Here is a 12,648-nt window from a genome sequence, read left to right on the forward strand (position 1 = left end):
AATTCATTTCGCTGTCGATTAAAGAATAATCGTCCGATTACCGTAAACAAAGACGCGTTGCGCCAGCACCTGATACAGCGCACGGCTTAAGACGTTTTTTTCCACGTCGCGGCCCGCGCGCATCATATCTTCGGCGGTATAGGTATGATCGACATGAATCACGTCCTGCATGATGATTGGGCCTTCATCCAGATTATCATTCACGTAGTGGGCGGTGGCGCCAATGATCTTCACGCCGCGCTCATAGGCCTGATGATACGGACGCGCGCCGATAAACGCGGGCAGGAATGAATGGTGGATATTAATGATTTTATTCGGGAAGCGGGCGACAAACTCCGGGGTAAGCACGCGCATGTATTTTGCCAGTACCACGTAATCCGGATCGTGGGCGGCTATCGCATCACCCATCCGCTGGTCGTGCTCTTCGCGGCTCAATCCTTCATGGCTCACCAGCTCAAAAGGAATATCAAAACGTTCTACCAGCGTGCGCAGCGTTTCATGGTTGCCGATAACCGCGGCGATGTCGACATCCAGACCGCCATAGTTGGCTTTCATCAGCAGATCGCCGAGACAGTGAGCTTCTTTGGTGACCAGAATCACCACCCGGCGACGGCCCGCGGGATTGAGTTCACGGATTGAGCCTTCCGGCAGCGCGCTATCGAGGTCGGCGAGCAGGGTGGCGTCATTAAAGATGCCTTCGAGCTCGGTACGCATAAAGAAGCGGCCGGTACGATGATCGACAAACTCATTGTTCTGTACAATGTTCAGCTCGTGTTTGTAACAAATATTCGTGATACGCGCGATGAGGCCTTTCTGATCAGGGCAAATGGTGCGTAGTACTTTACGTTGTAATGAATGCATCGCGGGGAAAATCCTGTTGTGTTTGCAATTGCTGATGCCGGGCCTTACTGGCCGCAGCATTTTTTAAATTTTTTACCTGAGCCGCAAGGGCAGGGGTCATTACGACCAATTAATGGTCGGGTGCCGTCAATATAGTACCACTGTCCGTTTTCTTTTAAGAATCTGGAACGTTCAATAATCGCGCCGGGACGGTTATCTTCAGTAAAGCGTGCGATAAAGCTGACAAAGCCTTCATCGGAACTACGGCCGTTATCGGTTGCGAAAACGGTTAAACCAAGCCACTGCGTATTGGCAAAGCCTTTTTCGATATCGGCGCGAAAGCGTGGCGCCTCACAGTGTGGATGCCAGGTTTTGATTAAATAATCGACATCTTTCATCACGAATGCGCTATAGCGGGAACGCATCAGCTGTGACGGGCTCGGCGCAAGCTGACCGCCAGTCAGATATCGCTGGCAACATGAGCTATACTCCAGAGCGCTGCCACAGGGGCATAATTGCGACAAAATCGCCTCCATGGAAAAGAATGACGGCGCCAGAGCGCCAAAGTGCATTATGTTAACTGAGCGATGGCGCTGATGTCATGCTCGGAGTGGAAGGATATGTATCTGTACTAATGAGAAAGCTAAAGATTGGTTTAGCGCTAGGGGCTGGCGCCGCGCGCGGTTGGTCGCATATCGGCGTGATCAAAGCGCTGCATCGGGCGGGAGTTGATGTCGATGTGGTAGCGGGATGTTCGATTGGTGCCTTAGTCGGTGCGGCCTACGCCTGCAATCGCCTCCCTGCGCTGGAAAAGTGGGTTAGCTCCTTTAGCAACTGGGACGTGCTGCGATTGATGGATCTCTCCTGGCGGCGCGGCGGACTGTTACGCGGCGAGCGGGTGTTCAATCAATACCGGCAAATTATGCCCGTCGCGCAAATTGAAGCGTGCGAACGCCGTTTTGCCGCCGTGGCGACTAATCTGAGTACCGGGCGCGAATTATGGTTTACGGAAGGCGATCTGCACATGGCGGTCCGCGCTTCTTGTAGTATGCCTGGCCTGATGTCGCCGGTGATGCATAACGGCTACTGGCTGGTGGATGGCGCGGTGGTTAATCCGGTCCCGGTCTCACTGACGCGAGCTTTGGGGGCGGATATTGTGATTGCCGTCGATCTCCAGCATGACGCCCATCTTATGCAACAGGATTTATTATCAATAGAGTCGCCTCGTCCGGAGCCGATAGAGGAGCTCAGTTGGCATTCCCGTCTGCGATCCCGGTTGGGGAGAATGAGCTCTCGCCGTGCGACAATAACCCCCACGGCGATGGAGATTATGTCAACCTCGATACAGGTGCTGGAAAATCGCCTTAAACGTAATCGTATGGCAGGCGATCCGCCGGATATCCTGCTCCAGCCGTTTTGTCCGCAAATCTCCACTCTCGATTTTCATCGTGCTGGCGAAGCGATGGCCGCAGGACAGCTGGCCGTTGAGAAAAAAATGGATGAATTATTACCCTTGGTGCGCACTTCCGCGTAGCGCACTTGTCCAACACTTAAGTAAATTCTGACAGGCGATAGCGTGAATAGCGTGCCACTATTTAATTATCGTCAGCCAGGGGAGAGAACATGACGCAGCCATTGGCGGGAAAACAGATTCTGATAGTTGAAGACGAACCCGTTTTCCGCTCTCTCCTTGATAGCTGGCTAACTTCCCTGGGGGCGACTACCCGCCAGGCGGAAGACGGCATTGAAGCGCTACAGCAAATCGCGATTTCGAAACCGGATCTGATGATTTGCGATATCTCGATGCCGAGGATGAACGGCCTTGAACTGGTTGAGCAGGTTCGCAACCAGGGTGAACAGCTCCCGATTCTGATGATTTCAGCAACCGAAAACATGGCGGATATTGCTAAAGCATTACGTCTTGGCGTGCAGGATGTCTTACTGAAGCCGGTAAAAGATTTTAAACGCCTGCGTGAAACGGTGTATGCATGTCTCTACCCGACAATGTTTAGTTCACGAGTTGAAGAGGAAGAGAGATTATTTGAAGACTGGGACGCGTTAGTTAGCGATCCCCTGGCGGCGTCAAGGTTATTACAGGAACTTCAGCCGCCGGTGCAGCAGGAGATTTCCCATTGTCGTATCAATTATCGTCAGCTTATCTCAGCGGATAAGCCGGGGTTGGTGCTGGATATTGCGCCGTTATCAGAAAACGATCTGGCGTTTTATTGCCTGGATGTCACCCGCGCTGGCGATAATGGCGTTCTGGCGGCATTATTATTACGCGCTTTGTTTAATGGTTTGCTGCAAGAACAACTTGCTCATCAGGGACAGCGCCTGCCGGAAATGGGCGCATTGTTAAAACAAGTTAACCAATTACTCCGCCAGGCCAATTTACCGGGTCAATTCCCATTGCTGGTTGGTTATTATCACAGCGGATTAAAAAATTTGATTCTGGTTTCTGCCGGTCTTAACGGTACGTTGAATACCGGAGAGCATAAAATTCAAATTAGTAACGGCGTTCCATTAGGAACGTTGGGCAACGCATACCTCAACCAAATTAGTCAGCGCTGCGCATCCTGGCAGTGCCAAATTTGGGGAGCAGGGGGACGTTTACGCTTGATGTTGTCTGCAGATTGAACAATTCGCTCTATTTTTAGTAGGTGGGATTACCGGGCCTACATTTCCGGTGGTACTATCACTGCGTTTTATGCGTAAAAGTCCTAATTCGAGGGTATCCATACCTTTTCAGACCAGGTTTAACTGATCAGACTGATATACTCGATGCGTTATTTATTGACGATTAAGTTCAAAAAACGAACAGTCCAGGAGATTTCAATGGCTGCCCTTAATTCTAAAGTAAGAAAAGCTGTTATCCCGGTAGCGGGATTAGGCACCAGGATGCTACCCGCCACCAAGGCTATTCCGAAAGAAATGCTGCCACTGGTAGATAAACCATTAATCCAATATGTTGTTAACGAATGTATCGCCGCTGGGATTACTGAAATTGTTCTGGTGACACACTCTTCGAAAAATTCTATTGAAAACCATTTCGATACCAGCTTCGAACTCGAAGCGATGCTGGAAAAACGTGTAAAACGTCAGCTTCTGGAAGAAGTTCAGTCTATCTGTCCGCCGCACGTCACCATTATGCAGGTACGTCAGGGGCTGGCTAAAGGTCTGGGCCACGCGGTGCTGTGCGCGCATCCGGTTGTCGGCGATGAGCCGGTTGCGGTTATTCTGCCCGACGTGATTCTGGACGAATATGAGTCCGATCTGACCCGTGATAACCTGGCGGAGATGATTGTTCGCTTTGACGAAACGGGCGCCAGCCAGATCATGGTTGAGCCGGTTGAAGACGTCACCGCTTATGGTGTTGTTGACTGCAAAGGCGAAAGCCTGCAGCCTGGCGAAAGCGTGCCGATGGTTGGCGTTGTTGAGAAACCAAAAGCAGACGTCGCGCCGTCTAATCTGGCGGTAGTCGGTCGTTATGTGCTGAGCGCCGATATTTGGCCGCTGCTGGCGAAAACCCCTCCGGGAGCCGGTGATGAAATTCAGCTGACAGATGCTATCGATATGCTGATCGAGAAAGAAACCGTAGAAGCTTACCACATGAAAGGCAAAAGCCATGACTGCGGTAATAAGCTCGGCTATATGCAGGCCTTCGTAGAATATGGCGTTCGCCATAAAACTCTGGGCGAAGACTTTAAAGCCTGGCTTGCGCAAGCGGTCGCGAAGTAATATTCGCCACCCGAAAAACCGGTTCGCCTGATAGCGAACCGGTTTTTTTATGCCTGATACTTTCAGCGTGTAACGATAAAAAAAATCCCGCCGAAGCGGGATTTTTTATCAAGCGTAAAGCGAATTAGAGCAGGAAATCGTCCAGTGTTTTACCTTGCTCGTCCATTGCTTTCTTGATGACTGCCGGAGTACGACCCTGGCCAGTCCAGGTTTTAGTTTCGCCGTTTTCATCAACGTAGCTGTATTTTGCCGGACGTGCTGCACGTTTAGTTTTGGTGCCAGCTTTAACAGCTGCCATAGTGCTCAGCAGTTCATTCGGATCAATACCGTCAGCGATCAGCATTTCGCGGTACTGTTGCAGTTTACGAGTGCGCTCTTCAATTTCAGCAGCAGCGGCGCTTTCTTCTTCACGACGTTCGTTAACGACAACTTCTAATTTTTCCAGCATCTCTTCAAGCGTTTCAAGGGTGCATTCTCTTGCCTGCGCACGAAGAGTACGGATGTTGTTCAAAATTTTAAGTGCTTCGCTCATTGTAGTAATCTCAAACTTATATTGTGGGGTGGTTTGTTGAAGTAATAATAGAGCGATAAAATCAGATGTGCAATAGGGGAGAATGTAAGGAATTCAAAATTACTTGTTATTTGTCTGGTTGATTAAATAATTTAAGTTAAATTTTCGCGCGACTTCACATCTTCTCGCTTATAGCTTAAGCATACGCACTGGCGCTAAAACCATGAGTCAGGATGGTTTTCCTGCGTTTCGAGAGTAAATTTATACTTTACGTGGATAAATATCACTCTTCAGTTTTAGCGCATTAGTTACGGTGATGCTTAATATAAATTGGCGGCCAAAACCCATTATAGTTGTCCGGAGAATGGCGGTTTAAGCACAAAACGACAATGATTTGTATCTGCTGGCGCGGCAACGGTCTTGCCTGAAGCTATTCATTCACCGTCCGTTTCATTTTTTGTAAAGCATTATCGTTAAGTCGGCAATACCCCCTGTGAAAGCACGGTCGGCTCGGTAATATATGATACAATTGCGCAGTAAAACACATTGATTGGGGTTACGCAGCCGATGGCACAACTTTATTTTTACTATTCTGCAATGAATGCCGGTAAGTCTACCGCACTGTTGCAGTCTTCGTACAATTACCAGGAACGAGGGATGCGTACCGTCGTTTATACCGCTGAAATCGACGACCGCTTTGGTTCTGGCAAAGTGAGCTCACGAATCGGGCTTTCTTCACCAGCGCGGCTGTATAATCCTCAGACGTCGTTATATGCCGATATAGCGTCAGAACATGCCCGCCAGCCCATCCATTGCGTACTGGTGGACGAAAGCCAGTTCCTGACCCGTGAACAGGTTCATGAGCTCTCAGAAGTCGTGGATGAGCTGGATATCCCTGTATTGTGCTACGGCTTGCGTACAGACTTCCGCGGTGAGTTATTCAGCGGTAGCCAGTATTTGTTAGCATGGTCGGATAAACTGGTTGAGTTAAAAACGATTTGCTTCTGTGGCCGTAAGGCAAGCATGGTGTTACGCCTTGATCAGGAAGGGCGGCCATACAATGAAGGAGAACAGGTAGTGATTGGCGGTAATGAGCGGTACGTTTCCGTATGCCGTAAGCATTATAAAGAGGCGTTAAGCACCGGTTCATTAACTCAGGTGCAAAGTAAGCTGCGCCACGGCGAATAATGCTGTAATTTCATTACCTTCAGGCGTCTAAATGGCGCCTGTTATCTTTTATGGAATCGGTTCCTTTATTCCGACTTCACCAGATTCATTGCATTCAGTACTCCTGGATGAAACTCTAATAAAGTACGAATATAAAAAAAGCCCCATCAATAGATGGGGCTTCGTTCATTTCAATTCTGCGAATTAAGCGGATTTTTTCGCTTTTTTCTCAGCTTTGGCCGGAGCCGCTTCTTTTTTCACAGCCGCCGCTTCACCTTCTACAAAGTCACGACCGTAGTAGGTATCCAGCAGAATCTGTTTCAGCTCGGCGATCAGCGGGTAGCGCGGGTTAGCGCCGGTGCACTGGTCATCGAAGGCGTCTTCAGACAGCTTATCAACGTGAGCCAGGAAATCAGCTTCCTGAACGCCGGCTTCGCGAATAGATTTCGGAATACCCAGTTCAGCTTTGAGGCTTTCCAGCCATGCCAGCAGTTTCTCGATTTTCGCCGCAGTGCGGTCGCCCGGAGCGCTCAGGCCCAGGTGGTCTGCGATCTCAGCGTAGCGACGGCGCGCCTGCGGACGGTCATACTGGCTGAATGCGGTCTGCTTGGTCGGGTTGTCATTCGCGTTATAGCGGATAACGTTGCTGATCAGCAGGGCGTTTGCCAGACCGTGAGGAATGTGGAACTGCGAGCCCAGTTTGTGCGCCATTGAGTGGCACACGCCGAGGAAGGCGTTAGCAAACGCGATACCGGCGATAGTGGCGGCGCTGTGCACACGTTCGCGGGCTACCGGGTTCTTAGAACCTTCATGGTAAGAGGCCGGCAGATACTCTTTCAGCAGTTTCAGCGCCTGCAGAGCCTGACCATCGGAGAACTCAGAAGCCAGTACGGAGACGTAAGCTTCCAGAGCGTGAGTCACGGCATCCAGACCACCGAAGGCACAGAGAGACTTCGGCATATCCATGACCAGGTTGGCATCGACAATCGCCATATCCGGAGTCAGAGCGTAGTCAGCCAGCGGATATTTCTGTCCAGTTGCATCGTCGGTTACTACGGCGAACGGGGTAACTTCAGAACCGGTACCGGAGGTGGTGGTAATGGCAACCATCTTGGCTTTGACGCCCATTTTCGGGAACTTGTAGATACGTTTACGGATATCCATAAAGCGCAGCGCCAGTTCTTCGAAGTGGGTTTCCGGGTGCTCGTACATGACCCACATGATTTTTGCCGCATCCATCGGGGAACCGCCGCCCAGGGCGATGATTACGTCTGGTTTGAAGGAGTTGGCCAGATCCGCGCCTTTACGCACGATAGTCAGCGTTGGGTCAGCTTCAACTTCAAAGAACACTTCGGTTTCTACGCCAGCCGCTTTCAGTACGGAAGTGATCTGGTCCGCGTAACCGTTGTTGAACAGGAAGCGGTCAGTCACAATCAGCGCGCGTTTGTGACCATCAGTAATCACTTCATCCAGTGCGATTGGCAGTGAGCCACGACGGAAGTAGATAGATTTCGGAAGTTTATGCCACAACATGTTTTCAGCTCGCTTAGCAACGGTTTTCTTGTTGATCAGGTGTTTCGGACCAACGTTTTCAGAGATGGAGTTACCACCCCAGGAACCACAACCCAGAGTCAGGGAAGGTGCGAGTTTGAAGTTATACAGGTCGCCGATACCACCCTGGGAAGCCGGGGTGTTGATCAGGATACGCGCGGTTTTCATCATCTGGCCGAAGTAGGCCACGCGAGCCGGCTGGTTGTCCTGGTCGGTGTACAGGCAAGAGGTGTGACCGATACCGCCCATGGCGACCAGTTTTTCTGCTTTATTGACCGCGTCTTCGAAATCTTTCGCACGGTACATTGCCAGCGTCGGAGACAGTTTTTCGTGAGCGAACGGTTCGCTTTCGTCAACGTCGGTAACTTCGCCGATCAGAATCTTAGTGGTAGCTGGCACGGTGAAGCCTGCCAGTTCAGCGATTTTTGCCGCTGGTTGACCAACGATCGCCGCATTCAGCGCGCCATTTTTCAGGATGATGTCCTGAACGGCTTTCAGCTCTTTACCCTGCAGCAGGTAGCCGCCATGGCTGGCAAAACGCTCGCGGACGGCGTCGTAGACGGAGTCGACAACCACCACGGATTGTTCAGAAGCACAGATAACGCCGTTATCGAAGGTTTTCGACATCAGTACAGACGCCACTGCGCGTTTGATATCAGCCGTTTCATCAATAACAACCGGCGTGTTGCCCGCGCCAACGCCGATAGCTGGTTTACCGGAGCTATAAGCCGCCTTAACCATACCTGGGCCGCCGGTGGCGAGGATCAGGTTGATGTCAGGATGATGCATTAGTGCGTTAGACAGTTCTACGGAAGGCTGGTCGATCCAACCGATCAGATCTTTCGGCGCGCCTGCGGCAATCGCCGCCTGCAATACGATGTCCGCCGCTTTGTTAGTCGCGTCTTTAGCACGCGGGTGCGGAGAGAAGATGATGGCGTTACGCGTCTTCAGGCTGATCAGCGATTTGAAGATAGCAGTAGAAGTCGGGTTGGTAGTCGGGACGATACCGCAAATAATACCGATTGGCTCAGCAATGGTGATGGTACCGAAAGTGTCGTCTTCAGACAGGACGCCACAGGTCTTTTCATCTTTATAGGCGTTGTAGATATATTCGGAAGCGAAGTGGTTTTTGATCACTTTATCTTCAATAATACCCATGCCGGATTCGGCAACAGCCATTTTAGCGAGAGGGATTCGAGCATCTGCAGCGGCCAGAGCGGCGGCACGGAAGATCTTATCAACTTGTTCTTGAGTGAAACTGGCATATTCACGCTGGGCTTTTTTTACGCGCTCTACAAGTGCGTTAAGTTCAGCGACATTAGTAACAGCCATAATGCTCTCCTGATAATGTTAAACTTTTTTAGTAAAACAGTAGCTCGATTCGACATTATAGACAGGCTGTTAACAGCTTGCATGTAAATGTTAACGTAAAGATTTCTAACGCTTTGAACCCACTGATTTACTAAAAAAGCTTTGTCTCACTACGCACTCAGGTACTTCGGCCTTTCACTCTGTTGATGTAGCCAAGATTACTCACTTCTGAGTATTAATTACGTGATTTGGATCAATATTTGGCGATGCTGATACCTTTCAGCAGGTCAATAATTAACCAGTCAAGTCAAGGTTAATGATAAGGTATGCATATTTAATGAATAAAGTGCATGCGCGAAACAAATATATAACAAATAAAATCAATAAACCCCGGCTGCATATTTGAGATGAATTGTGGCGATGAAAAGGGTATCTTCTGCGCAATTATTTTGTACCGATACTGTCAACAGCCTTTTTGAATGGTGCTGCGGAGTTCACTGTGACCCTACCGTTGTTTGATTTCGCTATTTATTTTAAATTTTTTATCGGCCTGTTCGCGCTGGTCAATCCGGTTGGCATCATTCCGGTTTTCATTAGTATGACCAGTTACCAGACGGCGCTGGTACGTAATAAGACGAATCTGACGGCTAACCTGTCGGTGGGTATCATCCTGCTTACCTCGCTCTTTCTTGGCGATGGCATCTTACAAATTTTCGGCATCTCAATTGATTCCTTCCGTATTGCCGGCGGGATCCTGGTGGTGACGATCGCCATGTCGATGATCAGCGGCAAGCTCGGCGAAGATAAACAAAATAAACAAGAGAAGTCGGAGACGGCCATTCGTGAAAGCATTGGTGTCGTACCGTTGGCATTACCTTTAATGGCGGGGCCGGGGGCAATTAGTTCCACGATCGTGTGGGGCACGCGTTATCACTCGATTGCCCATCTGATTGGTTTTTCAATCGCTATTGCGTTGTTTGCCGCCTGTTGTTGGGGAATTTTCCGCATGGCGCCATGGTTAGTCAGATTGCTGGGGCAGACCGGTATTAACGTCATTACACGTATCATGGGTCTGTTACTGATGGCTTTAGGCATCGAGTTTATTGTTACCGGGATTAAAGCGTTGTTTCCTGGATTGACAGCATAGCCGGTGTATCAGGCGCGGGGTTGGGCCTCGCGTTTGAAAGATTATTAGCAAAAGTTATTCCTGGTACTAATAACAAAGACAAACGATAACTTTTGCTAATGATAATTTAATTTTATATTTATCATATGGTTAGTTGATTTTATTCTATCTCGCCGTACTGTCTTTCTCCTGTCGTCACTGTTATTTTCATCACACCATTCTCTGGCGCTTGCTGTCGGATCATTGAAATGATATTAGTAATTTCATTGAGACAGCAGATTAATGTGCTAAAAAATAGACAACTGTTAAATTTTTGTACAAAAAAGCAACTTCGCGCGCAGCGCCGGGCCGCAAAACGACAGGGTGGTCCTATCTTGCTGATTAAAAACAATGTTTTTTCTTTTTTGGCGTTATAAGTCTTACGATAAGCACGCTAAAAAAAACAATAAAAGAGAATTCGGTAACATATTTGCAAATTGCATTGGCGGACAAGAAATCGTTTTGGTACTTTCCGGCCTGATCGCTAACTAAAAAATATGCACAAATGAGAATTATTATTAAATGACTCGTTGTGCCGACATTCCCCTCTGGACAGGGGGTAAAGAATCGACGTCAAGGCTGCCGTTTGAGCGGTCGTAATAAATAAGTCGGTGATAGCAAGCAGTAAAATCTGACAGCGGCAAAGACTCCTGCACTGTACAGAATCCCTATAAGGGAAAAATAACAGGCTGGTTAAATAACCAGTAATTATAATGAGTGGAGTAACAACACATGACCATCATCACTAAAAAAAGTCTGGTAGCGGCGGGAATTTTATCTGCGCTAATCACCGCAAATGTTGCTATGGCAGCGGATGTTCCTGCCGGGGTGCAACTGGCGGATAAACAAACGCTGGTGCGTAATAACGGGGCAGAGGTGCAATCTCTGGATCCGCATAAAATTGAAGGTGTACCGGAGTCCAACGTTAACCGCGATCTGTTTGAAGGGTTAGTGATTGGCGATCTTAACGGCCATCCTGTGCCTGGCGTTGCCGAATCGTGGGATAACAAAGATTTTAAAGTCTGGACTTTCCATATTCGCAAAGATGCCAAATGGTCTGATGGTTCGCCGGTTACCGCGCAAGATTTCGTTTATAGCTGGCAGCGTCTGGCCGACCCGAAAACAGCATCACCGTACGCCAGCTATCTCCAGTACGGCCATGTCGCCAACGTCGATGAGATTATCGCCGGCAAAAAACCAGCAACCGATCTCGGCGTCAAAGCGATCGACGACAAAACCTTTGAAGTCACCCTGAGCGAGCCGGTCCCTTATTTCTATAAACTCCTTGTCCATCCATCCGTTTCCCCAGTACCAAAAGCCGCCATCGAAAAATATGGTGAAAAATGGACTCAGCCGGCGAATATCGTCACCAACGGCGCCTATAAACTAAAAGATTGGGTGGTGAACGAACGTATTGTGCTCGAGCGTAATACGAATTACTGGGACAACGCTAAAACGGTTATTAACCAGGTAACTTACCTGCCAATTTCTTCTGAAGTTACCGATGTGAACCGCTACCGCAGCGGCGAAATCGACATGACCTATAACAACATGCCGATTGAACTGTTCCAGAAGCTGAAAAAAGAGATCCCAAAAGAAGTTCACGTCGATCCTTATCTGTGTACTTATTATTACGAAATCAATAACCAGAAAGCGCCATTTACCGATGTACGCGTCCGTACCGCGCTTAAGCTGGCGCTGGATCGCGATATTATCGTCAATAAAGTGAAAAACCAGGGCGATCTGCCGGCTTACAGTTACACCCCGCCATACACCGACGGCATGAAACTCGTTGAACCCGAGTGGTTCAAATGGTCTCAGGAAAAGCGTAATGAAGAAGCGAAAAAATTACTGGCGGAAGCCGGTTATACCGCTGATAAGCCGCTGACCTTTAACCTGCTGTATAACACTTCCGACTTACATAAAAAACTGGCTATTGCCGTGGCGTCCATCTGGAAGAAAAACCTTGGCGCTAACGTTAAGCTGGAAAATCAGGAGTGGAAAACCTTCCTCGACAGCCGCCATCAAGGCACCTTTGACGTCGCCCGCGCCGGCTGGTGTGCTGATTACAATGAGCCGACATCGTTCCTGAACACCATGCTCAGCGACAGTTCTAACAACACGGCGCATTATAAGAGCCCGGCATTTGATAAGATCATCGGCGATACCCTGCAGGTCACCGATGAAGCGAAACGCGCAGAGCTGTACGCGCAGTCGGAGCAACAGTTGGATAAAGATTCCGCGATTGTTCCGGTTTACTACTATGTGAACGCGCGCCTGGTTAAACCGTGGGTTGGCGGTTATACCGGTAAAGACCCGTTGGATAATATTTACGTGAAGAACCTATATATTATCAAACATTAAT

General features: G+C 49.1%; 10 protein-coding genes. 6 read left to right on the forward strand and 4 right to left on the reverse strand.

The features are described 5' to 3' along the window. Nucleotides 1–18: 18 nt before the first annotated feature. Together purU and EAE_RS17160 are read right to left on the reverse strand one after the other, a co-directional pair. On the reverse strand, nt 19–861 hold the full coding sequence (gene purU / locus EAE_RS17155) for a formyltetrahydrofolate deformylase (RefSeq protein ID WP_015705100.1): 843 nt from the start codon (nt 859–861) through the stop codon (nt 19–21). Nucleotides 862–905: 44 nt separating this feature from the next. Continuing rightward, nucleotides 906–1,364, reverse strand: a complete 459-nt coding sequence (locus EAE_RS17160) for a YchJ family protein (protein WP_026612345.1) — start codon at nt 1,362–1,364, stop codon at nt 906–908. Between the two features lie 110 nt (nt 1,365–1,474). Here EAE_RS17160 and rssA point away from each other — a divergent pair, with 110 nt between their 5' ends. From rssA to galU, 3 genes are all read left to right on the forward strand, one after another. Then, entirely contained in the window at nt 1,475–2,374 is a 900-nt protein-coding gene (rssA, locus tag EAE_RS17165; protein WP_015367078.1) for a patatin-like phospholipase RssA, read from the forward strand. A gap of 89 nt (nt 2,375–2,463) precedes the next feature. Next, complete coding sequence (gene rssB / locus EAE_RS17170) at nt 2,464–3,477, forward strand: two-component system response regulator RssB (protein ID WP_015705102.1); 1,014 nt, start codon at nt 2,464–2,466, stop codon at nt 3,475–3,477. Nucleotides 3,478–3,675: 198 nt separating this feature from the next. Continuing rightward, nucleotides 3,676–4,578: a UTP--glucose-1-phosphate uridylyltransferase GalU gene (gene galU / locus EAE_RS17175; RefSeq protein ID WP_015705103.1), complete on the forward strand. Its 903-nt coding sequence runs from the start codon at nt 3,676–3,678 to the stop codon at nt 4,576–4,578. Nucleotides 4,579–4,702: 124 nt separating this feature from the next. On the opposite strand, the gene hns is transcribed toward galU, so the two are convergent. Further along, nucleotides 4,703–5,110 (reverse strand): histone-like nucleoid-structuring protein H-NS, encoded by a 408-nt coding sequence (gene hns, locus EAE_RS17180; RefSeq protein ID WP_004103116.1) that lies wholly within the window; start codon nt 5,108–5,110, stop codon nt 4,703–4,705. A gap of 546 nt (nt 5,111–5,656) precedes the next feature. Here hns and tdk point away from each other — a divergent pair. Continuing rightward, a complete protein-coding gene (gene tdk / locus EAE_RS17185) occupies nt 5,657–6,277 on the forward strand; it encodes a thymidine kinase (protein WP_015705104.1) in 621 nt (206 codons plus the stop codon). Between the two features lie 183 nt (nt 6,278–6,460). On the opposite strand, the gene adhE is transcribed toward tdk, so the two are convergent. Then, nucleotides 6,461–9,139, reverse strand: a complete 2,679-nt coding sequence (gene adhE / locus EAE_RS17190) for a bifunctional acetaldehyde-CoA/alcohol dehydrogenase (protein ID WP_015705105.1) — start codon at nt 9,137–9,139, stop codon at nt 6,461–6,463. Between the two features lie 478 nt (nt 9,140–9,617). Between adhE and EAE_RS17195 the strand changes: the two genes are divergently transcribed. Beyond that, nucleotides 9,618–10,265, forward strand: a complete 648-nt coding sequence (locus tag EAE_RS17195) for a YchE family NAAT transporter (protein WP_015367071.1) — start codon at nt 9,618–9,620, stop codon at nt 10,263–10,265. Nucleotides 10,266–11,015: 750 nt separating this feature from the next. Further along, nucleotides 11,016–12,647: an oligopeptide ABC transporter substrate-binding protein OppA gene (oppA, locus tag EAE_RS17200; protein ID WP_015367070.1), complete on the forward strand. Its 1,632-nt coding sequence runs from the start codon at nt 11,016–11,018 to the stop codon at nt 12,645–12,647. Nucleotide 12,648: the final 1 nt, after the last annotated feature.

The organism is Klebsiella aerogenes KCTC 2190, assembly GCF_000215745.1.
Classification (GTDB): Bacteria; Pseudomonadota; Gammaproteobacteria; order Enterobacterales; family Enterobacteriaceae; genus Klebsiella; species Klebsiella aerogenes.

Bases quoted from the DNA above. Each gene is read 5' to 3' on its own strand.
- adhE (WP_015705105.1), bottom strand. From the start codon at position 9,139: ATGGCTGTTACTAATGTCGCTGAACTTAACGCACTTGTAGAGCGCGTA.
- hns (WP_004103116.1), bottom strand. From the start codon at position 5,110: ATGAGCGAAGCACTTAAAATTTTGAACAACATCCGTACTCTTCGTGCG.
- purU (WP_015705100.1), bottom strand. From the start codon at position 861: ATGCATTCATTACAACGTAAAGTACTACGCACCATTTGCCCTGATCAG.
- oppA (WP_015367070.1), top strand. From the start codon at position 11,016: ATGACCATCATCACTAAAAAAAGTCTGGTAGCGGCGGGAATTTTATCT.
- tdk (WP_015705104.1), top strand. From the start codon at position 5,657: ATGGCACAACTTTATTTTTACTATTCTGCAATGAATGCCGGTAAGTCT.
- galU (WP_015705103.1), top strand. From the start codon at position 3,676: ATGGCTGCCCTTAATTCTAAAGTAAGAAAAGCTGTTATCCCGGTAGCG.
- rssB (WP_015705102.1), top strand. From the start codon at position 2,464: ATGACGCAGCCATTGGCGGGAAAACAGATTCTGATAGTTGAAGACGAA.
- rssA (WP_015367078.1), top strand. From the start codon at position 1,475: ATGAGAAAGCTAAAGATTGGTTTAGCGCTAGGGGCTGGCGCCGCGCGC.